The 20,884-nt window shown below is 63.7% G+C and carries 17 protein-coding genes; 8 read left to right on the top strand and 9 right to left on the bottom strand.

Annotation, left to right across the window (positions count from 1 at the left end; all coding sequences use genetic code 11):
- Positions 1-7: 7 nt before the first annotated feature.
- The 5 genes from argC (YUA_RS0112220) to YUA_RS0112200 all read right to left on the bottom strand — a co-directional run bounded on the left by argC (YUA_RS0112220) (position 8) and on the right by YUA_RS0112200 (position 6,501).
- On the bottom strand, positions 8-1,006 hold the full coding sequence (gene argC / locus YUA_RS0112220; protein ID WP_027530954.1) for an N-acetyl-gamma-glutamyl-phosphate reductase: 999 nt from the start codon (positions 1,004-1,006) through the stop codon (positions 8-10).
- A gap of 192 nt (positions 1,007-1,198) precedes the next feature.
- Positions 1,199-2,248 carry an N-acetyl-gamma-glutamyl-phosphate reductase gene (gene argC / locus YUA_RS0112215; RefSeq protein WP_027530953.1) on the bottom strand — a complete coding sequence of 350 codons (1,050 nt, stop codon included), beginning with the start codon at positions 2,246-2,248 and terminating at the stop codon, positions 1,199-1,201.
- Positions 2,248-2,931: an FMN-binding negative transcriptional regulator gene (locus tag YUA_RS0112210; protein ID WP_027530952.1), complete on the bottom strand. Its 684-nt coding sequence runs from the start codon at positions 2,929-2,931 to the stop codon at positions 2,248-2,250. The genes argC (YUA_RS0112215) and YUA_RS0112210 overlap by 1 nt, the downstream gene beginning before the upstream one ends.
- A 258-nt stretch (positions 2,932-3,189) precedes the next feature.
- On the bottom strand, positions 3,190-5,787 hold the full coding sequence (locus tag YUA_RS0112205) for a DUF3857 domain-containing protein (RefSeq protein WP_035970875.1): 2,598 nt from the start codon (positions 5,785-5,787) through the stop codon (positions 3,190-3,192).
- A 183-nt stretch (positions 5,788-5,970) separates the two neighbouring features.
- Entirely contained in the window at positions 5,971-6,501 is a 531-nt protein-coding gene (locus tag YUA_RS0112200; RefSeq protein WP_027530950.1) for a DedA family protein, read from the bottom strand.
- A gap of 268 nt (positions 6,502-6,769) precedes the next feature.
- On the opposite strand from YUA_RS0112200, the gene parE reads away from it, so the two are divergent.
- The 4 genes from parE (at position 6,770) to YUA_RS0112180 (ending at position 11,323) form a co-directional block, all read left to right on the top strand.
- On the top strand, positions 6,770-8,818 hold the full coding sequence (gene parE / locus YUA_RS0112195) for a DNA topoisomerase IV subunit B (RefSeq protein ID WP_027530949.1): 2,049 nt from the start codon (positions 6,770-6,772) through the stop codon (positions 8,816-8,818).
- Between the two features lie 427 nt (positions 8,819-9,245).
- On the top strand, positions 9,246-10,031 hold the full coding sequence (locus YUA_RS0112190; RefSeq protein WP_027530948.1) for an outer membrane protein: 786 nt from the start codon (positions 9,246-9,248) through the stop codon (positions 10,029-10,031).
- A gap of 314 nt (positions 10,032-10,345) precedes the next feature.
- On the top strand, positions 10,346-10,531 hold the full coding sequence (locus tag YUA_RS0112185) for a hypothetical protein (RefSeq protein WP_027530947.1): 186 nt from the start codon (positions 10,346-10,348) through the stop codon (positions 10,529-10,531).
- A gap of 21 nt (positions 10,532-10,552) precedes the next feature.
- A complete protein-coding gene (locus YUA_RS0112180; RefSeq protein WP_027530946.1) occupies positions 10,553-11,323 on the top strand; it encodes an SDR family NAD(P)-dependent oxidoreductase in 771 nt (256 codons plus the stop codon).
- Positions 11,324-11,420: 97 nt separating this feature from the next.
- Here the strand turns inward: YUA_RS0112180 and YUA_RS0112175 are convergent, their stop codons facing one another.
- The 3 genes from YUA_RS0112175 to YUA_RS0112165 form a co-directional block, all read right to left on the bottom strand.
- The gene (locus tag YUA_RS0112175) at positions 11,421-12,191 is read right to left on the bottom strand and encodes an outer membrane protein (RefSeq protein WP_027530945.1); all 771 of its coding nucleotides are present in this window, start codon (positions 12,189-12,191) and stop codon (positions 11,421-11,423) included.
- A gap of 179 nt (positions 12,192-12,370) precedes the next feature.
- Entirely contained in the window at positions 12,371-13,627 is a 1,257-nt protein-coding gene (locus YUA_RS0112170) for an FAD-dependent oxidoreductase (RefSeq protein ID WP_027530944.1), read from the bottom strand.
- A gap of 249 nt (positions 13,628-13,876) precedes the next feature.
- Positions 13,877-15,400 carry a caspase family protein gene (locus YUA_RS0112165; protein WP_027530943.1) on the bottom strand — a complete coding sequence of 508 codons (1,524 nt, stop codon included), beginning with the start codon at positions 15,398-15,400 and terminating at the stop codon, positions 13,877-13,879.
- 189 nt (positions 15,401-15,589) lie between these two features.
- On the opposite strand from YUA_RS0112165, the gene YUA_RS0112160 reads away from it, so the two are divergent.
- The 4 genes from YUA_RS0112160 to fabA all read left to right on the top strand — a co-directional run bounded on the left by YUA_RS0112160 (position 15,590) and on the right by fabA (position 20,313).
- Positions 15,590-16,552, top strand: a complete 963-nt coding sequence (locus YUA_RS0112160; RefSeq protein ID WP_027530942.1) for a helix-turn-helix domain-containing protein — start codon at positions 15,590-15,592, stop codon at positions 16,550-16,552.
- 281 nt (positions 16,553-16,833) lie between these two features.
- Positions 16,834-18,378: a DEAD/DEAH box helicase gene (locus YUA_RS0112155; RefSeq protein WP_027530941.1), complete on the top strand. Its 1,545-nt coding sequence runs from the start codon at positions 16,834-16,836 to the stop codon at positions 18,376-18,378.
- Between the two features lie 128 nt (positions 18,379-18,506).
- Positions 18,507-19,574 carry a GGDEF domain-containing protein gene (locus YUA_RS0112150; RefSeq protein ID WP_027530940.1) on the top strand — a complete coding sequence of 356 codons (1,068 nt, stop codon included), beginning with the start codon at positions 18,507-18,509 and terminating at the stop codon, positions 19,572-19,574.
- A gap of 208 nt (positions 19,575-19,782) precedes the next feature.
- Positions 19,783-20,313, top strand: coding sequence for a bifunctional 3-hydroxydecanoyl-ACP dehydratase/trans-2-decenoyl-ACP isomerase (gene fabA / locus YUA_RS0112145; protein WP_027530939.1), 531 nt, complete (start codon positions 19,783-19,785; stop codon positions 20,311-20,313).
- 3 nt (positions 20,314-20,316) lie between these two features.
- On the opposite strand, the gene YUA_RS0112140 is transcribed toward fabA, so the two are convergent.
- Positions 20,317-20,760 (bottom strand): TfoX/Sxy family protein, encoded by a 444-nt coding sequence (locus YUA_RS0112140; protein WP_027530938.1) that lies wholly within the window; start codon positions 20,758-20,760, stop codon positions 20,317-20,319.
- Positions 20,761-20,884 lie beyond the last annotated feature (124 nt).

Raw genomic sequence — 20,884 nt, 5'->3', positions numbered from 1 at the left:
GCGTGCCTTACTCCTCCGGCAGACCCAGCATCAGCCGCATGTTCTGCACGGCTGCGCCCGAGGCGCCCTTGCCGAGATTGTCCAGCCGCGCGACCAGCACGGCCTGATGGTACTTGTCGCTGGCGAAGACGTAGAGCTCGAGCATGTTGGTCTCGTTGAGCGCTTCCGGCTCGATCCGGCCGCCCTTTGACGCCTCGTTCTGGAGCGGCATCGCCGTAACGTAGTTTGAACCTGCGTAGCGCTTGGCCAGCGCGGCCTGAAGGTCCGCGCCGCTGGGCTTGCCCGGCAGCGTGTCGAGCTGAAGCGGGATCGAGACCAGCATGCCCTGCCGGTAATTGCCGACCGACGGGATGAAGATCGGCCGCCGCGTCAGGTTCGAATAGAGCTGCAGTTCCGGCAGATGCTTGTGCTCGAAGCCGAGGCCGTAGAGCTCGAAGGACGGCGCGCTGCCGTCTTCAAAGCTCGCGATCATCGACTTGCCGCCCCCGGAATAGCCGCTCACCGCATTGACGCTGATCGGATAGTCAGGCGGCAGCAGCCCGGCATCGACGATCGGCCGCAGCAGCGCAATGCCGCCGGTCGGATAGCAGCCGGGATTGGAGACCTTCTTCGCAGCCTTGATCTTGCCGGCCTGGTCCGGCGCCAGCTCCGCAAAACCGTAAGCCCAGTCAGGTGCCACCCGGTAGGCGGTCGAGGCGTCCAGCACCTTCGGCCCCGCCGCGCCCATGCTGTCGATCAACGCGACCGTCTCCTTGGCGGCATCATCAGGCAGGCAGAGGATGACGAGGTCCACCTCTTCCATCAGCGCCTTCTTGGCCGCGGGATCCTTGCGCTTGTCGTCGGCGATGGTCTTCACCACGACGTCGTTCTGGAGCTTGAGCCGCTCGTTGATGCCGAGCCCGGTGGTGCCGGAGCCGCCATCGACGAAGACGGTGGCGGGCTTCTTGGCTGCGCCGGAGGACGGAGCCTGATTGGTGTCAACGAGACTGGTTTCAGAAAGACTCATGGCACGCTCCTTTCGAGCTTGTTCGTGTCGCCGCCGGCGCCGTGGCCGAGCTCGAGTATTTGGCTTTCGGCGACAGCAGCGTTACGAGGGCAGTCAGCCTGGCCTGGTGCGAGGTGATCTCGCGCCAGGCATAGGCCTCGGCGTTGCTCCGGTAGAATTGCGGCGTCTCCTCATCCGCGCCGGCACCTCGCTTTATGGAAATAGCGCGATCTGCTCCAGCCCCGCGGTTTCAGGAAATCCGAACATCAGGTTCATGTTCTGGATCGCCTGACCGGCCGAGCCCTTCACCAGATTGTCGAGCGTTGAAAGCACGATCGCCCGATCCTTGATGCGGTCGGCGACGACACCGATCTGAACATAGTTGGAGCCGCGTACGTTCTGCGTCTGCGGCAGCACGCCCTTTTTGGCGACATGCACGAACGGCTCGTTGGCGTACGCTTTCTGCAGCGCTGCCCGCAGATCGTCGGGCGTTGCACCGTTGAGCTTGACGTAGGAGGTGCAGAACTCGCCTCGCGCCATCGGAATCAGATGCGGCGTGAAATTCACCGTCACCGCGGAGCCTGCCGCGACGCCGATTTCCTGCTCGATTTCAGGCGCGTGTCGGTGAGTGCCGACCGAATAGGGCGACAGCCCCTCGCCCGCTTCGCTGAACAGCGTGTTCTGCTTCAGCCCGCGGCCGGCGCCGGTGACGCCCGATTTCGCGTCGATGATGATGTCGTCAACGTCGATCAGCTTGGCCTTCGCCAGCGGAACCAGCGCCAGCAACACCGCCGTCGGATAGCAGCCGGGACAGGCGACCAGCCGGGCGGAAGTGATCTTCTCCCGGTAGAATTCGGTCAACCCATAGACAGCTTCGCCTTGCAGTTCGAGCGCACGATGCTCATGGCCGTACCACTGTGCATAGGTGTCCTTGTCGCGCAGCCGGAAATCCGCGGACATGTCGAGGATCTTGATCTTGGGATTGGCCTTGAGCACGGCCGCGATGATCTCCTGCGTGGTGCCGTGCGGCAGCCCGCAGAGCACCGCGTCGAGCTTGGTCCAGTCGACCTTTTCCCACTCCACGAGTTTTGGCAGGTCGAGCATGAAGAAGTGCGGAAACACCTCGCTCATGGCCTTGCCCGCATGGGTGTTGGCGGTGAGCGCCGTGATCTCGGCATTCGGATGCCGCGCCAGCAGGCGCACCGCGTCGGCTCCGGTGTAGCCGGACGCGCCGAGAATGCCGATCTTCTTCTTCGTGCTCATCACACGCCCCCTTCAGGCGCAATCGCTTGTTGTGTTTGTACCGCATCTGTTGCGAAGGCCAACGGTCTCGCTTCGCGCATCAGGCCTGCGATCGTGCGCGAGTCCGCATCCGCCTGCGAGCCCAGCGCATCGCTGAGCGCCGCGTAATCGGCATCGGACTTGTGCTGGTTGAGCTTGAAGCTGCCTTCGACCTCTTCAACTGTCATGACCAGACCCACAATCCCCTTCTTCAGCGCCTCGAGCCGGCCCGCCGTCATCTTGCCCGGTGTCCACGGCGTCTTCGGCAACAGCCAGCTTTCGAACTTGTCGCTGAGCGTGTTGATCTGCACCGCCAGCTCGCCGTCCGACAACGACCGCACCGGACCACTCAGATGCACCGACTGGTAGAGCCAGGTCGGCACCTGATCCGGCGAGACGTACCAGTCCGGCGATACATAGGCATCGGGGCCGTTGATCGCGAGCAACCAGGACGTCAGGCCGTCCGCAAGCTTTACCAGCGGATTATGACGGGCGACATGAAAGGCGGCCTGCGGCGTGCCGTCGGCGGCGTAGGTCAAATAGAACGGCAGCGGCGAGGCGACGGGCTTGTGGCCGTCGAAGGCGCACATGGTGCCGAAACCGCGGTCGCCTGCGAATTTCAGGCTCGCGGCGCGATCCGGCTTGAAAAAGGGTGGCGTGTACATCGTGGTCTCCTGCTGGGCCTCTTTTGGGGGCCGCCGGATCAGATCGCGCTGACAGGAGAGAGAATGCCGCGGATCGGATCCAGCGGCAAAGACGATGATCTCAAACGCGATCGACCGCCCAAACCGCTAAAGTGCGGCGGCGGCGACGGGCGAACAGGATGGTCGCGGCGTTGATCATGGCGGGCGGCTATAAGACCAAATCGGCCTGGCGTCAAGGTTTTGGACCTGCCATTCCGCGCCACCGCAGCCTTTCCGTCACTACCATCTGGCCAGCCCAAGATGACTGAAGAGTGTCCCCCAGAAGGAACGTCCGCGGGTCAGCTCGTACAGATGAGCGCCTGCTTGCTCGTTTCCACGAGCCGACGCCTTGCTGTACCAATCGATCGCCTGCTGGGTATCCTTCGGTACGCCCGTGCCACTCTCATAGGCCCACCCCAAATTGTATTGGGCCCAACCGTCGTTCTGATCGGCGGCCTTGCGCAGCAGGGATATGCCCTTGGCAAGATCCTGCGGCACGCCTTCGCCTTTGATGTGCAAGAGGCCGAGACCCGTCTGCGCGTACGTCGAGCCCTGCTCAGCCGCCTTCGAAAATAGATCGAAAGCGATGGCAAAGTCCTGGGGAACGCCGCGTCCGTCCCTGTACATGGCGGCAAGCCGGGTCTGGCTGTACACATTGCCCTGATCCGCGGCCTTGCCGTACCAGTCGGCCGCCTCCTTTTCGTCGCGAGCCGTTCCTGTGCCCGTCTCGTAGAGGTAGGCAAGCTGCTCCTGACTGTAGGTATCGCCCTGTTCGGCGGAGAGACGAAACCATTTAATCGCCTCCGTGCGGTTGCGCTTCGTTCCATTTCCGTCCCGATACATCGCGCCCAAATAGGACTGCGCGCGTGCATTGCCGATTTCGGCCAGCGGCTTCAACCGCTCCATCGCGCGTTGGAAATCGTGAGCGAGATATGCGTTCGCACCGTCGGTGAAGTCTGCGCTGACCTCGACGACCGAGGCTGCTCCCTTCGGGGTCAGACCGATCGGCCCGTACCTGAACTCATCGAGCTTATCGAACCCCTTCTCGATAGCCGGACCGAACTCCGCCGGGCAAACCGGTGCGTCGAACGTAAGGCGAAGAAGCGCATTGGAGCGAATGACTCGGCCATCGACGGCGATGGCGCCACTCACCTCAATCCGGCCGTGGACCTCAACATTGCCCGTTCTGCCTTCAAACGTCGCCGAATAGGCAATCGGTGCCGGTTTCTCGTAAAAGAACGTGTTTTCGGGAACCGTGAGCGAAGCGACCTCGCGGTATTCCATCGGTCGGCAAACAAAAGGCCGTCCATTCGTCTGGCGCGCAACCAACCGCAAGAGCGATTGTCTTGGATCGGTCAGAGGCAACATCCTGATGCGCGCGGGCCGGTCGAGATCGACGGGTTTGCTGATCTGGAACGTTGATGTGATCGCGTAGTCGTCCGTCAGCTCGCGCGGATTTGGATAGGTGTAATCGCCGGTGCCGGTCAGACCGGCCTGCTCGATCAGCTTCCTGGCGGCCATGCGCCGGTCCGCATCATCCAGTCCCTGCGCGAGTACGCGCCCCAGTTGCGCGCCGACGCCGGTGCCGGACAGGATCGACCGGGCTTCGCGTTTGCCATCTTTGCCAAGGACGTAGTCCGTTTCCGCGGCCAGCCGGAAGTGCTCCGGACCAGCCATGGGAATGCGGCCCAAGGCGCCCTTGTCGATGTTGAGAACCGGCTTGCCCGCGAGGTCCGGCGGTAGGGACCCGAAGGCGAACAGCGAAGCGGTCGGATCGAGATATTGGTCGATCTCCGGAACATAAGCGATCGCGTGGTCGAAGTTCGGGGTGGCGACTTCAGTGAGCGAGTATCTTGCGTCCGAATTCACCGCGACAAAATTGGCTTCGATGCCCTGAGCGGCAAGCAACGCCTTGAACAGCGTCGCATGCGCCTTGCAATCGCCGTAGCGCGACGCAAGCACCGCCGAGGCGGGCTGCGAGGTCCAGCCGCCGTCCTCAAGTCCAATCCCGACGTAGCGGATGTTTCGGGCCACCCAATTGTAAATGCGCTCGACTTTCGCGCGCGTGCCGATCGCATCGCCCGCAATCTCCCGCGATAGTCGCGTCAGCTTCTCATCCGGCTGCGCCATCGGCGCGTTGCGTGCGTTCAGCATCGCCGCGAAAGCGGAATAGTCGGCAAAAGTGCTGACCTCGAAACGCTCGGCATAGGCGAGCGTCTCGTCGTCGATCTGGCGAGGTCTGGGCGCGTCCTGCTTGAAGCGCACGTGATGGACGATCCGGTCGTTCACCCTCTCTTCACGGTGTTCGACATTGCGCAACGCGACCCGCAGCGGCCTGGATGCCGGTCCATCAACGGTCACTTCGAGCAATTCCGGGGGCTGGCTCGCCGGCTCACTCCAGGAGCGCGCAAACTCACCTGGAAATCTCGGCTGCTTCGCGTTGTAGACCAGACGCCCGCGGATGCTGTCGCCGGGAGCAACATGGGGATAGGCGATGATCCTGTTGCGAACCTCGTCGAAATAGGGCGAGGAGGAATCTATCGACGCCGGTTGATCGCGGATGGCGCGCTCGTCTACCTCGACCGCGGTGCCGTCGGCCTTGAGAGTGGCAAGCGCCATCGACGACAAATCTTCAAAATAGCTGTTGTACTGAAAACTCTGCTGCGCGATCGCCTCTGCGCCCTTCTCGTCGAGCGCCTTGATTTCGAACTCAAAGACCTCCGTGCTCAGCCCCTTCTCGTCGAATGTAACGGCGTAGCGCGCCACCGTTCGCCGCCAGCCCGGATCGACCCAGCCGGGCCGATCCGCGCCGGATGATTCAGCGGCATACGATTTCATGCATGGCGACGCGAGGAACAACGCAGCCAGGAAAGCTGAACAAAAGCGTACGATCATATGCTGAGCGCTCGGCCGTTAAGTCGGCAGCTCAACTAGCAGGCGAAAATTACCAGCCGTACTCTCAAAAGGAACGACTTTTAAGTTTCTCCCGCCCCCGTGCGCGTCAACCTGTCCCGGGCACGCTCAGATGACGCGCCAGAGCCATTCCATGATCTTCGCGATTACGTCGCCGAACAGCAGCAGCGCCGCCGACCAGATCAGCGCGGAGACGAAATTGGCGGCCTGAAAGCTCCAGTAAGGCATCTCGAAAATGCCGGCTGCGAGCGGCACGGAGGCGCGCAAGGGGCCGAAGAAGCGGCCGATGAAGATGCTGGGCACGCCCCAGCTGCGTACGAAGGCCTCGCCCTTGGGCAGGATTTCCGGATAGCGCGAGAGCGGCCACATCTGGGCGACCTGTTCCTTGTAGCGGTAGCCGAACCAGTAGGAGACCCAGTCGCCAAGTGCGGCGCCAATGCCGCCGGCAATCCAGACCGGATAGAAGCTGATGCCGCTCGCACCGATCAACGCACCGATCGCCACCAAAGCACCCCAGGCCGGGATCAGAAGCGAGATGAAAGCCAGCGACTCGCCGAAGGCCAGCAGGAACACGATCGGCGCCGCCCAGACCTGATGAGCACGCACGAAGTCGGCCAGTGCGTGCGCGTACTGCTCCATTCCAGATCGCCTTCCCGCCCCGTCACGAGCTCCTCAGATAAAAAGACTGGTAAGCCAAGGACTTGTGTGACATCAAGTCACAAAACCCCGCCCAAGCCGGGCTTGGGCGTCAAATTGCCGGGAACTGGTGGGGTTGCGCGTAAAATCGCCGGGATTGGCTCTCACCCACACCCGCCCGGCCGGCACGCGGTGACCTTTCCAAGCCAGCCGTGGCATAGTCGCCTGAACCGATTCGCCGCTGCGCGGCCCTCAAAACGCATCAAGATATATGTCCAAGCAGTTGAAAACAAAAAGCAAAGACGATTTGTTCGACGGCAATGAGCCGAAAGCTCGCGCGACTGCCGCAAAGGCGGCCCCGCGTGGTACCGGTGGCGAGGCCGATTATACGGCCGCCGACATCGAGGTGCTTGAAGGCCTGGAACCGGTCCGGCGTCGGCCCGGCATGTATATCGGCGGCACCGACGAGAAGGCGCTGCATCATCTCTTCGCCGAAGTCATCGACAACTCGATGGACGAGGCCTTAGCGGGGCACGCGACCTTCATCGGCGTGGAGCTCTCCGCAGACGGCTTCCTCACCGTCACCGACAACGGCCGCGGCATCCCGATCGATCCGCACCCGAAGTTTCCGAAGAAGTCGGCGCTCGAAGTCATCATGTGCACGCTGCATTCGGGCGGCAAGTTCGACAGCAAGGTCTACGAGACCTCGGGCGGTCTGCACGGCGTCGGCATCTCCGTGGTGAACGCCCTCTCCTCGCGTCTCGAGGTCGAGGTCGCGCGCGGCCAGAAGCTGCATCGCATGACGTTCGAGCGCGGCCATCCCAAGGGCAAGCTCGAGGATCTCGGCAAGGTCAACAACCGTCGCGGCACGCGCGTGCGCTTCAAGCCCGACACCGACATCTTCGGCGCCAAGGCCGCGTTCAAGCCGCAGCGCCTGTTCAAGATGACGCGCTCGAAGGCCTATCTGTTCGGCGGCGTCGAGATCCGCTGGAACTGCGCGCCCGAGTTGCTCAAGGGCGTCGAGGATGTTCCGCCGGAAGCGACCTTCCACTTCCCCGGCGGCCTGAAGGACTATCTGGCGGCCGCGATCCACGCCGACACGCTGGTGCATCCCGACATCTTCTCCGGCAAATCGGGCCGCAACGGTGCGCATGGCGCCTGCGAATGGGCCGTGGCCTGGACCGCGGATGCCGACGGCTTCCTGTCGTCCTACACCAACACCGTTCCGACGCCCGATGGCGGCACGCACGAATCCGGCCTGCGCAGCGCGCTGCTGCGCGGCCTGAAGGATCATGCCGAGCGCGTCGGCCAGGGCAAGCGCGCCTCGTCCATCACCTCGGAAGACGTGATGGTGGGCGCCGCCGTGATGCTCTCGGTGTTCGTGCGCGAGCCTGAATTTCAGGGCCAGACCAAGGATCGTCTCGCCACCGCCGAAGCGCAGCGCATCGTCGAACAGGCGATGAAGGATCCGTTCGACCATTGGCTGTCGGGCAATCCGAACATGGCCAACCGGCTGCTCGACTTCGTGATCGATCGCGCCGAGGAGCGGCTGCGCCGGCGACAAGAGAAAGAGACCGCGCGGAAAACCGCGGGCAAGAAGCTGCGCCTGCCCGGCAAGCTCGCCGACTGCACCGACGCCGGCACCGATGGCTCCGAGCTCTTCATCGTCGAGGGTGACTCGGCAGGCGGCAGCGCCAAGCAGGCGCGCGACCGCAAGACCCAGGCCGTGCTGCCGCTGCGCGGCAAGATTCTCAACGTCGCCTCCGCCGGCAAGGACAAGCTGACGGCGAACGCCCAGCTCTCCGATCTGGTGCAGGCGATCGGTTGCGGCCAGCTCCTGCAATATCGCGAAGAGGATCTGCGTTATCAGCGCATCATCATCATGACCGACGCCGACGTCGACGGCGCCCACATCGCTTCACTGCTGATCACCTTCTTCTACCGGCAGATGCCGAAGCTGATCGACGAAGGACATCTCTTCCTTGCTGTACCGCCGCTCTACAAGCTGACCCACGGCACCAAGTCAGTCTACGCGCGCGACGACAAGCACAAGGAAGAGCTGATCAAGAGCACGTTCAACGCCAACGCCAAGGTCGAGGTGAACCGCTTCAAAGGCCTCGGCGAGATGATGCCGGCGCAGCTCAAGGAGACCACCATGGATCCGAGCAAGCGGACGCTGCTCAAGGTTGTGCTGCTCGCCGACGATCGCGACACCACGGCGGATTCGGTGGAGCGCCTGATGGGGACCAAGGCCGAAGCGCGCTTCGCCTTCATCTCCGACAAGGCCGAGTTCGCCAGCGAAGAGCTGCTCGACGTCTAATGCGGCGATTCCCGTTGAAAAGCCCCGGCCCGAGGCCGGGGCTTTTTCATTTGGGATGGACGATCAAGCCTCTCACGGACGATTCATTCGCAGCATTCGCTTCTCGAATGCACGACTCGGCCAACGACTCACAGCAGCCAGTCGGAAGCCAAGGGCTGAGGCAGGATTGCCTCTGTTTCGGACAAAGGCGAATTCCTAACAAAAACCTACCGGGCCGACGATACGGCGACCGACGTAATGCATTGAAATTACACTTCTTTTCGAAGATACGGCGACAGATCCGCAAAACCCGGCCAATGGGCGTTTTCCGGCGACTGTGCCTGCCCTGCAACAGCATTTCGGCGAGAACCGTCTATAGTCCGGGCATCAGATCACACGGACTTCAGTGCGCTCGCGCCTGCTACGGACCAAGGTTGGGGATTTTATCATGAAGAAGATTTTGCTTGCAGTGACCGCGGTCGCGGCGATGACCGGTTCGGCTTCGGCGGCTGACCTTGCGGCCCGTCCCTACGTGAAGGCTCCGATGGCGGCTCCGGTTGCCAACTGGACCGGCTTCTACATCTTCGGCGGCGGCGGCGGCGGCCTCTCGAACTCCGACCAGCAGATCCGCGACACCGCGACCGGCACGCCGCTGACCATCACCCAGCGTCAGGGTGGTTCGGGCTGGTTCGGCACCGTCGGCCTCGGCTACGACTGGCAGTTCAGCGGCACCTGGGTCGCCGGCGTGTTCGCCGACGGTCAGTTCGGCAGCATCCGCTCCACGGTGCAGGATCCGATCCTCCAGATCACCGGCAACCAGAAGCTGGAAGACTCCTGGGCCGCTGGCGTGCGCCTCGGCTGGCTGGTCGCTCCGAACGTCCTTTCCTATGTCAACGGCGGTTACTCGGGCGCCCACTTCGGCAGCACCAGCTTCACGACCCTGGGCGGCGCTCCGACTGGCGTGCACCTCAGCGGCTACAACCGCAACGGCTGGTTCGTCGGCGGCGGTGTCGAGAACAGCCTGAATATCTTCGGCATCTCCTCGCCCGGCTGGTTCATGAAGACCGAGTACCGTTCGGCCTTCTATGACGCCAAGACCCGGGATGAGCTCTCCGACGTCACCAACCTGCCGACCGGCGTCAACAGCATCCGCGCCAACAGCTGGAACCAGACGATCTCGACCTCGCTGGTCTACCGCTTCAACTGGACCGGCCCGGTCGTCGCCAAGTACTGAGCTGAAAGGTACTGAGCTGAATTTTACTTCAGACGTCAAAGCCCCGGCATCACCGGGGCTTTTTCGTTGTGCGCTGCCTTAACGGCTGACTCTCGCTTCAGCGACCGATACGTCTCGCCAAGCTCGCTCGATTCCAGCCCAATCGGCATCCGCGATCTGATCGCTCAGCTCATATGCGTCCTCCCCGCGGCCTTGCGTCCGCAGCCATTGTGTCTGAACCGAAGCTACGGCTAGTCTGACGGGAAGTTTTCGCGACCCGCGGCGATCCCTTATGCCGCGGGTCGCGACAGAAGCAGACCGATGAGGAGGAATGCATGTGCAGATTTCTGCTGATCGCAGGCCTGTTTGCCCTCGCTGTCGGGCTGCTCTGGATCGGACAGGGCACGGGCACCATTGCCTGGCCGCGATCGAGCTTCATGGTCAACCAGCTGCAATGGGCCGGCTATGGCGCCGCCATGGCAGGCTTCGGGCTGGTGCTGATCTGGCAAAGCAACCAATAGAAGAAACCAGGAAGTGACAGCATGACATCCAACCGGTTCGATCTGCGCGGCAAAGTCGCGATCGTCACAGGAGGCAATGGCGGCATCGGGCTCGGCCTCGCGCACGGGCTCGCCGACGCCGGCGCCGATATCGCCGTGGTCGGACGCAACGAAACCAAGTCGGCCGCTGCCGTCGCCGATCTCAAGGCGCGCGGCGTGAAGGCGATCTCCGTCACCACCGACGTGACCGACAAGGACGCGGTCGCGGCGATGATCGACCGCGTCGTCAGGGAGCTCGGCCGCATCGACATCCTGATCAACAATGCCGGCATGAGCATTCGCAAGGCGCCGCACGAGCTCGAGCTCGACGAGTGGAACAAGGTGATCGACACCAACCTCACCAGCGCCTTCGTCTGCTCGAAGCTCGCCTATCCGGCGCTGAAGGCCTCGGGCAACGGCAAGGTGATCAACATCGGCTCGATGATGTCGATCTTCGGCGCAAGCTTTGCGACCGCTTACGCAGCGAGCAAGGGCGGCATCGTGCAGTACACGCGCGCCTGCGCCAATGCCTGGGCGCCCGACAACATCCAGGTCAACGCGATCCTGCCGGGCTGGATCGACACCGATCTCACCCGCGGCGCACGCGAGCAGGTGTCGGGCCTGCACGAGCGTGTGCTGGCGCGCACGCCTGCGGGGCGCTGGGGCGACATCGACGACTTCGCCGGCATCGCCGTGTTCCTCGCCTCGCCCGCCTCGAACTTCGTCACGGGCACCGCGATCCCCGTCGACGGCGGCTTCTCGGTGATGGCGTAAGTCATCGCCGCCTCGCACACCAAAAAGGAAGCCCCGGTCGAAGCCGGGGCTTTGAATTGTTGGCAGATCTTTTTTTGCTGATTGGTCCGTTTGCTGCTCAGTAGCGGGCAATGACCGGCGCATCGAACTTGTAGCTCGCACGGACGACGGCCCACTGGATGTCACGCGGCTTGGCATCGAACGTGTAATTGCCCGAGGTGCCGCCGAGCTGATAGGTCTGGCTGCCGAAGGCCGCGTAATTGTACTCGAGGCCGACGATCCAGTTGCGGGTGATGCCGTATTCCCAGCCGGCGCCCACGGTCCAGCCGTTGGCCCAGTGGGTCTGACCGCCGTTGCCCGTCGCCGGGCCGACCGTGTCGGTCACCGACAGACGGTTGTTGACGCCGGCATAGCCACCCTTGATGTAGAACAGATTGTTCTGAACCGCGAAGCCGGCGCGGCCGACGACGGTCGCGAGGACGTTCGCACGCCAGGTGAAGACGTTACCGCCCGGAGCGAAGGCGGTGTTCACGATGGTGCCCTTGTTGTCGAGGCCGGAAATCGTGCCTTCCATGCCGAACACGTAGTTGTTGGCCTGCCAGTTGTAGCCGATCTGGGCGCCGCCCATGATGCCGGCACTACGCTGACGATAGCCCTGGCCCGGCGTCAGATCGCCGAACGGCGCACCGACGCCATTGTTGATGAACTGCTCATTGGTCCAGGCGCCACCGATGTGGCCGCCGACATAGAAGCCGGTCCAGGTGAACAGCGGCTCGATATAAGCGGGCGCCTTGGTGTAGGGACGCGCGGCGAGATCGGCGGCGGAAGCAGCACCGGTCGAAACCAGAGCGGTCGTGCAGGCGAAGGCAGCAATCAATTTGTTACGCATGGTACACCCCGTGTCCTTTGATGGGCGCACGCTCACACGCAGTTCTTACTCAAATTTGAATCAAGAAAGTTAAGGCGCCGGATTGGCACATGGCGGTCCTTGAATCCGCATGAGCTGTTGCACGCAAGCAACGCGCAGCGCGTAGATTAACGCGACATTATCCCTACCGAATCCCTGCGCTACGCTGTGGGCACGGCTTTCGAATGCACGTGCTCGGGCCGCACACCGATGGCAATGAAGCGCGCCGGAATACCCTGAAGCCACGGCAATGCGGAGATCAACCGCAACAGCAGCGGCACCTTGAGCGGCCGACCGCCGCCCTTCAGCGCGCCGCTGATGATGCGGTTCTGCACGATCACCTGCATCGCCTGCGTCATCTTCACCGGGAACTCGCGGCGGCGCTGCACGGCATCGAGCTCATCCTGCGATGGACGGCCGCGCGTCAGCCTGTCCGCGAGCAGGTTGGCAGTCGCGACTGCATCCTGCACGGCAAGATTGACGCCGACGCCGCCGACCGGCGACATCGCATGCGCGGCGTCGCCGATGCAGAGCAACCCGGGCCGCGCCCAGCGGCCCAGACGATTGATTGCGACGGTGAGGAGCTTGATGTCGCCAAAGCTCTTCACGGCGGCGATCCCCTGCTTGAGGACCGGCGCCATCCGCACGACATCGTCGAGCAGTGCCTGCAATCCCCTCGCCTTCACCGCATCATACTGCCCCTTGGCGATGACATAAGCGCACTGCCAGTAATCGCCGCGGTCGAACGTGACCATCATCTTGCCGGGTTCGATCCGAGCAAACAGGTTCTCGGTCTCGTCCGGCTTGTGGCCGGCGCGGAACCAGAGCACGTCCATCGGCGCGCCGATCTCCTCGACGCCAAGGCCTGCCCGCTCACGCACCGTCGAATGCCGGCCGTCGCAGGCGATGGTGAGATCCGCCTCGATGTCGACGATGCCGTCGGACGTCCTGGCGCGCACGCCGGCGATGGTGTCGTCGTGACGGATCAGGTCGACGGCCTCGGTGCTCATCAGCACCTCGAGCGAGGCGAAGCGTCGGCCCGCCTCGCGCAGGAAATTGAGAAAATCCCATTGCGGCATGAAGGCGATGAACGGGTACTTCGAATTCAACCGGCTGAGATCGGCGATCCGCACCTTGGTGCCGCCGAACAGGCCATCCATCTTCTGCAATTGCTGATGCGGCAGCTTGAGGAAGCCATCGATCAGGCCGAGTTCGTCCATCACTTGAAGCGTCGAGGGATGCACGGTGTCGCCGCGAAAATCGCGGAAGAAATCGGCGTGCTTCTCCAGCACCACGACATCGATGCCGGCGCGCCCGAGGAGATAGCCGAGCATCATGCCGGCCGGTCCGCCGCCGACGATGCAGCAACGGACTTTTCGGACGCGCGATGCGGGTTGATCCGATGTGGTTTCATCCATGATCCGGCTCCGCTGGTGCTTTTGGTCGCAATCTGAGTTTAGCGCGAGGATGCGTCGGGGATAGGATCAATTTGACGAAGCTAGCCTCACCTTCAATGGTTTGTCCGTCATCCCGAGGCGCCGGAGCGTAGCGGAGGCCTCGAAGGATGTCCGGCCCGGCTGCATCCCGGCCGGTGCTCCGCACCGCGCAACTCGCGCCTCCAGCGACAATGGCTTCGCCATTGCGCGGGGATGACGGGTAGAAGGCGCTCAATTGTTGCTGCGGTTCGCCGTGCGGAAGCTTTTGACCTCCGAGACGCTGCCGTCACGATAGGTCAATTCGACCGACATGAACTGCGTGGCTGGTGGCAGCTTCTCATAGAGCAGCATGCCGGCTGTGATCGCCGAGGGATCGCGGAGGTCGCAGGGCGGCAGTTTCAGCACCTTGTCCGGCACCGCCGTGTCGATGCCGATCCTGACCTCGCGGATGGCGCAGCGGTACGACACCAGATGGGAATAATAGACCAGGAGCCCGTTGAACTGACGGAACGACAGCCAGCTCGTGGCGGTCATGTCGAGGATCTTGCGCTGATCGCGGATCAGCGCCGCCTCGGGATCGAACTTGATCGGGAACGGGCCCTGCATGTCGCCGGAAGCGTCGACGTAACGGACCTCGATCGTGCCGGCCTGCGCATCCGGGGGCAGCTCGATCGACGGGTTCGGCATCCGCTTGCGCGTGCGCGGATCGAGCGCGTCGATGAAACCGGTCTCGTGGAAATCGCCGCTGCCGGCCATGCGCCAGGACACCCCGAGGGTGGGATCGGCGAAGGAGAACGTCACGCTCCAGCCGCCATTGTGGCGCGAGAAGCTCGCGATCGGCGCGTTGGTGGTCTCTTCCTTCTGCACGCGCGGCACCGAGACCGGCGGCAGCGCCGCGACCTTCTGCGGCGCCGGATCGGCCGGACGCGCAGCGGCCGCCGCCGCATCCTTCGCGGCACCGCTGAGGAAGACGTCGTCGACCATCTGGTCGAAATAGACCGGCACCTGCCTGTGCTTGACGGTGTCGGCCATCTCGCTGACGAGGCGGCGCGTGTGCTGTGCGACCTGCACGAGGTTCTCGCCGGGCTGCAGCAGCTCCTTGGCGAAGGTGCGCGTGAACACCGAATTGGGATTGGCATCGTCGTTAGAGAGACGATCGAGCGCGGTCTGCCGCGGGCCCGCCGAGAATACCGAGAATACGCCTTCGGGCAGCTGCGTCATCGGTGCAAGGCCGCCGCCGCCGGCGACTGCGCGCGTACCGCTACGCTCGAACGGATTGTTGCGACAGGCGTCGAACACCAGGATCGAAGTGCGCGCCTTCTTGTTCTGGAGGCGCTCGACGACACGATCGGCGAGAATGGAGGCGTCGCGCACCAGCTCTTCCTGGCCTTCGGTCGCCGCCGGCACGTCGGTTGGCAGCAGATAGTTCTGGCCCGCGATCTCGAAACCGTGGCCGGCGTAGAAGAAGAACGCGGTATCGCCGGGCTCGATCGCCCGGTCGAAGGCGAGCAGCGTCTCGGAGAATTGCTGCCGGTTCTGGTTTTCGGCGACCATCACGGTGAAGCCGAGCTGCTTCAGCGTATCGCCCATGGTGCGGGCGTCGTTGACGGCCTTCAGGAGCTTCGGAACGTTCTTGTAGTCGTTGTTGCCGACGACGAGCGCGATACGCTTCTCGGCATGCGCCGCACTCGCGAAACCGCTGAGGCTCGCCGCCAGGCCAAGTGCTGCCAAAATTCTGAAAACCCGACGCCTCATCGTGATCTTCCCGTTGCAGAACGGCTCCCCGTTGGCTCGATGCGGAACCTTACGCCGTTGATGTGATAGTCGGTCCAGCCGTAACAGCGGTTCAACCGGCCGTCCCCGCGGTTCCCTATCTGGCCTATGGCAAATTCGTGTGGAATCTGCTTTTTGTTGGGCGGAATTCCGTTCGAGACGAGGGCTGCCGTGTACCGCTGGTGCACTGACGAGGTCGAGCCGCACGATCGCTTCGATTTTTGGCGCGAGGTGCGCGCCAAGGGGTTGTTCGGCGTCACGGCGGAACTCGAGCGCGAACAGCGCGGCGACTTCCACGGCGAATTCTCGCTGAGCCAGGTCGGCAATGGCGCGCTGGTGGAGCTGAAGGCCTCCTCTTATGCGGTCGAGCGGAGCCAGACCGACATCGGCTACGCGCCAGGTGACAGCATCTGCGTCTACCAGCAGCTCGGCGGTGGCGGCTGGTTCGGCGGCATGCGCTCCAGCGATTTCGCGATCGCCAATGGCGGCTTCGCCACCAGCCATACCGACCTGCCCTACCGCACGAGGCCGCTGGGCGCTTCCGGCTTCCACCTGCGGATCCTGAAAATCCCCGTCAGCGGCCTCGCGACACAGGACAAGCGCACGCGCGAGCTTGCGCCCAAGGTTTTCAACGATCCCGCTCTCGCCCCTCTGCTCGATGCCTGCTTTGCCGACCTCGGCGAGGCGGCTGCGAATGATGGTTCATCCAGCGCCGTCCCACTGGTGCAGGCGCTTGGGCATCTGGCGCTGATCGAGCGCGGCATCGTCAGGCCGGGCAGCCGGCGCGGACAGGCCGCGCTCCGGACCGCCCGCCTGTCGCTGGCCCGCCGCCTGATCGCGCGCCGTGTGCAGGACCCAGACCTTGCGCCCTCACGGGTGGCCGACCTGCTCGGTGTCTCCGTGCGCCATTTGCATATGCTGTTCGAGGTCGCCGACCGCAGCTTCTCCCAGACCGTGACGGAAGAGCGGCTGAAGAGAAGCCGTCGCCTGCTGCGCGAAGCCCCGGAGCGGCTGATCGCCGACATCGCCAATGCCTGCGGTTTCGAGAGTCTGGCGACCTATTACCGGGTCTTCAACGCCGCCTATGGCATGGCGCCTGGCGATTTCCGGGCCCAGGCCGCAGGGGCGCGTTAACCACCGGACTGGCGGCCGCGGCGAAAAGCCAAGCCGCGCCCGCTATTTGGGCAAAAACCTGAGGGTTTTAAGGACCTTCCCGCGCCTGCTCCATTGACTTTGGCCGATTCCGCCCTATGTTCCGGATCGACGCGGCTCGGTATCGAAGAGCGATTCCTGAGCCTGGCGCTTTGTTCGCGTGAGTCAGCACCCCCAGCTTCTTTGAGAGCGCGCCGTTTAGGGGTGGAACGCGACAGCCTTTTTACTCTCGATTCCGAACGGCGGTTTCGACCAGAGGCTCAATGTCCTTTTCCAATCTCGGACTATCCGAAAAAGTCCTCGCCGCAGTGGCGGCCACCGGTTACACCACCCCGACCCCCATTCAGGAACAGGCGATCCCCCACGTCCTCGCACGCAAGGACGTACTCGGCATCGCCCAGACCGGCACCGGCAAGACCGCGGCCTTCGTGCTGCCGATGCTCACCATCCTCGAAAAGGGTCGCGCCCGCGCACGCATGCCGCGCACGCTGATCCTGGAGCCGACCCGCGAACTCGCAGCGCAGGTGAAGGAAAACTTCGACCGCTACGGCGCCGGCCAGAAACTCAACGTCGCCCTCCTGATCGGCGGCGTCTCCTTCGGCGACCAGGATGCCAAGCTGACGCGCGGCGTCGACGTGCTGATCGCAACGCCAGGCCGGCTGCTCGACCATACCGAGCGCGGCGGCCTCCTGCTTACCGGCGTCGAGCTGCTCGTCATCGACGAAGCCGACCGCATGCTGGACATGGGCTTCATTCCCGACATCGAGCGCATCTGCAAGCTCGTTCCGTTTACACGGCAGACCCTGTTCTTCACCGCGACCATGCCGCCGGAAATCCGGCGCATCACCGAGACCTTCCTGCACAATCCGCAGAAGGTCGAAGTCTCCAAGCCCGCCACCACCGCCGTCACCGTCACGCAATCGCAAGTGCCTGCCGGACGTGAGGCGCATGAGAAGCGCGAGTTGCTGCGTCGCCTGCTGCGCGAAGCCAAGGATCTCAAGAACGCGATCATCTTCTGCAATCGCAAGCGCGAAGTCGCGATCGTTCACAAGTCACTTCAGAAGCACGGCTTCAGCGTCGGCGCGCTGCACGGCGACATGGACCAGCCGGCCCGCATGGCGGCACTCGACCAGTTCCGCAAAGGTGAGCTGCCGCTCCTCGTCGCCTCCGACGTCGCTGCCCGCGGCCTCGACATTCCCGAGGTCAGCCACGTCTTCAATTTCGACGTCCCCCATCATCCCGACGACTACGTCCATCGTGTCGGCCGCACCGGCCGCGCAGGCCGGTCCGGCATGGCGATCTCGCTCGTGACGCCGCTCGACCAGAAGTCGATGGTGGCGATCGAGAAGCTGATCGGCCAGAGCATCCCGCGTGCCGAAGGCGATTACGAGGTGAGCGCAGATTCGGGTGAGCAGAGCGACCGTCCGCGCGAATCGCGCGGCCGCGATCGTGAACGCTCCCGCGGCGGACGCGGCAAGCCGCAGCGCGGTCGCGACCGTGAGCGCAGCCGAGAGCCGCGCGAGGCGCGACATTCCTCCGAGGCAACGCCTTCGTCGGACGCAAGGCCGGCTGCCGAAGCACGGCCGCCTCGCGAAGAGAGGCCGGCACGTGAGGCAAGGCCTCCGCGCGAAGCCAGGCAATCCTCCGAGCCGCGTCATGGCTCGCGGCCGCAAGCCAATCCATCGCATGTGCCGTCGATCGGCCGCCCCGAGCCGCGCCGGCAGCGCGAGGCCGACGCCGAGCCCGGCGATCACTCGCATCTCCCGGCGTTCCTGCTCCGACCGGTCCGCTCCCCTGCCGGGGCCTGAAACCACGATACACGCCTGAGTTGAACGGTCGATCGTTTACCGACAATTCATGATCGTCCGTTAGCCTACGAACATAATTTAAGCATTGCTGCGGTCGGCTGCACACCGACCGCTGTGGGGTATGTTCTGTGGTCAAGGTTCTCGATGAACACGAGCGCACGATGGCGTTTGCCGAGGTGGCGCTCGGCCAGATCCGGTCACTGAAGCAAACCGCAATTCCCCGCAACTACGAGATCTGGTACGTCTACGCGACGGGCTACAACGCGCCGCTCAACAAGATCATCAACGAGACGCTGGCACGCAACGGCAAGCTGACCGAAGCCGATCTCGAGCAGATCTACGACACCTATCTCTCCCACATCAAAACGACCGACCGCATCGACAAGGTCGGTGCGCGCGTCATCGGCGAGATCGACGACGTGATGACGGTCTTGAGCGACGCACTCGGCATGACCAGCGCCTACGACACCAGCCTGTCGGGCGCGACCGCGCAATTGTCCTCGGCCAAGAGCCGCGAGCAGATCAAAACCATCGTCGAGGCGCTGCTGCGTTCGACCGGCGAGATGCGCGAGACCAACAAGGCGCTGGAAGACCGGCTGACGCTGTCGAAGAACGAGATCAGCAATCTCCAGCAGAGCCTGGAAGCGATCCGCGCCGAGAGCCTGACCGATCCGCTGACCGGCCTCGGCAACCGCAAATATTTCGACCGCATGATCGGCATGGCCGTGCAGAGCGCGCTCGCGAGCGGCGAGCCACTGTCGCTCCTGCTGCTCGACATCGACCATTTCAAGTCGTTCAACGATTCCTACGGCCATCTCACCGGCGATCAGGTGCTGCGGCTGGTCGGCCTGTCGCTGAAGCAGTCAATCAAGGGCCAGGACATCACCGCCCGCTATGGCGGCGAGGAATTCGCGGTGGTGCTGCCCAATACCGCGCTACGCCAGGCCCTCACCGTTGCCGATCACATCCGCCGGGCAGTGATGGCGAAGGAATTGAAGAAGAAGTCGACCGGCGAGATCCTCGGCCGCGTCACCATCTCCGTCGGCGTCTCCATGCTGAAGCAGGGCGACGACACCGACGCGCTGATCGAGCGTGCGGACGCCTGCCTCTATGCGGCCAAGCGCAACGGCCGCAACCGCGTGATCTGCGAAGTCGACCCGGAATACGCAGTCGAGACGCACAACCGGGTGGCGTGACGCGGCCGGTCGCCGTCGCGACATCTTCATGCGGCCGTAATAGGCCTGAGCGACATTTCGAGCACGTGACGCGGCAAGGGCCATCAGCCTGACATGGCCGAAGCTTGAAGGGTCTTGCGTGCTTGACATTGCTCCGCGACGGACGACATCTGAGGCTGTATCGTCGGCCCCGTGCACCTGACTGCGCGCCCGCAGAGGTTCTGTCGTCTTGCCAAACCCGCATGATTTTCACACACCCCAACCGTCCTACACCAGGGACGAGTTGCTGAGATCGAGCGAAGGCGGCTATTTCGGCCCGGGCAACGCGCAATTGCCGGCGCCGCCGATGCTCATGATGGACCGCATCACCGAGATCAGCTTGGACGGCGGCGCGTTCGGCAAGGGCCACATCGTGGGCGAGCTCGACATTGTGCCGGACCACTGGTTCTTCGACTGCCACTATCGCGGTGACGCGATGATGCCGGGGAGCCTCGGGCTGGATGCGATGTGGCAGATGGTCGGTTACTGGCTCGGCTGGTCGGGCTCGCCGGGCAAGGGCCGCGCCATCGGCGTCGGCGAGGTCGAGGTCACGGGCGCCGTCACGCCGCAGACGCGATCCGTGCGCTACGAGGTCGCCATGCGCATGGTCCGCCGCGGCAAGCTGGTGCTCGGAATTGCCGACGGCCGCGTGCTTGCCGACGGTGTCTGCGTCTTTGTGGCAAAGGACATGCGGGTTGGCCTGACCAAGGCCGCGGAGTGATCCTCAAGTCTTCCGTTTGGCGCCCTTTCGCACCTGGGCCTTTTTAGTCGCCTTCTTCGGCGCTCTCGCCGGCTTGGTGACTTTCTTCGCCGCCTTGCTCGCTGCCTTCTTCCCTTTCGGCCGCTTCTTCACCTTGGCGCGCTGGGCGGCGGCGAGCGCCGCCCTCGCCCATTGCGCCAGCTCCTCGGAATCGTCGAACAGGCGCGCCGGCAGCTCCCAATAGGAATTCACCAGCACCGTCTTGGCGCGGGTCGAATACTGGAACGGCTTTGAGCCTTCGGCCTCAAAGTCCGGGATGGTCACCTCGTCGGCGCGGAAGAACAGGCCGGCCCGCAAGGCGAGCGCGAAATTGATCCCGTCGGCGGAGATGCCGTAGCCGGAGAACATTTTACGGATGGCGACGGGGCCGAAATCGGCGAACAGGTCGATCAGGAATTCGCGGTCCATGGCCCGGCTGCCTCCCCAACTTCGTCCCGGCGCAGGCCGGGACCCATAGCCACAGGGAGCAGTTTAACGAAGACTGCTAGTCGTGCCAGTGTTGGTACTAACACTGCCCATCACCGAGAGATCA

This window comes from Bradyrhizobium sp. WSM3983, assembly GCF_000473045.1.
Lineage (GTDB): Bacteria > Pseudomonadota > Alphaproteobacteria > Rhizobiales > Xanthobacteraceae > Bradyrhizobium.
This window is presented reverse-complemented; position numbering and strand designations above follow the sequence as displayed.

What these genes read in the sequence shown, in the direction of transcription:
- argC (WP_027530954.1), bottom strand. Translation starts at nt 1,006, where the DNA reads ATGAGTCTTTCTGAAACCAGTCTCGTTGACACCAATCAGGCTCCGTCC.
- argC (WP_027530953.1), bottom strand. Translation starts at nt 2,248, where the DNA reads ATGAGCACGAAGAAGAAGATCGGCATTCTCGGCGCGTCCGGCTACACC.
- YUA_RS0112210 (WP_027530952.1), bottom strand. Translation starts at nt 2,931, where the DNA reads ATGTACACGCCACCCTTTTTCAAGCCGGATCGCGCCGCGAGCCTGAAA.
- YUA_RS0112205 (WP_035970875.1), bottom strand. Translation starts at nt 5,787, where the DNA reads ATGAAATCGTATGCCGCTGAATCATCCGGCGCGGATCGGCCCGGCTGG.
- YUA_RS0112200 (WP_027530950.1), bottom strand. Translation starts at nt 6,501, where the DNA reads ATGGAGCAGTACGCGCACGCACTGGCCGACTTCGTGCGTGCTCATCAG.
- parE (WP_027530949.1), top strand. Translation starts at nt 6,770, where the DNA reads ATGTCCAAGCAGTTGAAAACAAAAAGCAAAGACGATTTGTTCGACGGC.
- YUA_RS0112190 (WP_027530948.1), top strand. Translation starts at nt 9,246, where the DNA reads ATGAAGAAGATTTTGCTTGCAGTGACCGCGGTCGCGGCGATGACCGGT.
- YUA_RS0112185 (WP_027530947.1), top strand. Translation starts at nt 10,346, where the DNA reads ATGTGCAGATTTCTGCTGATCGCAGGCCTGTTTGCCCTCGCTGTCGGG.
- YUA_RS0112180 (WP_027530946.1), top strand. Translation starts at nt 10,553, where the DNA reads ATGACATCCAACCGGTTCGATCTGCGCGGCAAAGTCGCGATCGTCACA.
- YUA_RS0112175 (WP_027530945.1), bottom strand. Translation starts at nt 12,191, where the DNA reads ATGCGTAACAAATTGATTGCTGCCTTCGCCTGCACGACCGCTCTGGTT.
- YUA_RS0112170 (WP_027530944.1), bottom strand. Translation starts at nt 13,627, where the DNA reads ATGGATGAAACCACATCGGATCAACCCGCATCGCGCGTCCGAAAAGTC.
- YUA_RS0112165 (WP_027530943.1), bottom strand. Translation starts at nt 15,400, where the DNA reads ATGAGGCGTCGGGTTTTCAGAATTTTGGCAGCACTTGGCCTGGCGGCG.
- YUA_RS0112155 (WP_027530941.1), top strand. Translation starts at nt 16,834, where the DNA reads ATGTCCTTTTCCAATCTCGGACTATCCGAAAAAGTCCTCGCCGCAGTG.
- YUA_RS0112140 (WP_027530938.1), bottom strand. Translation starts at nt 20,760, where the DNA reads ATGGACCGCGAATTCCTGATCGACCTGTTCGCCGATTTCGGCCCCGTC.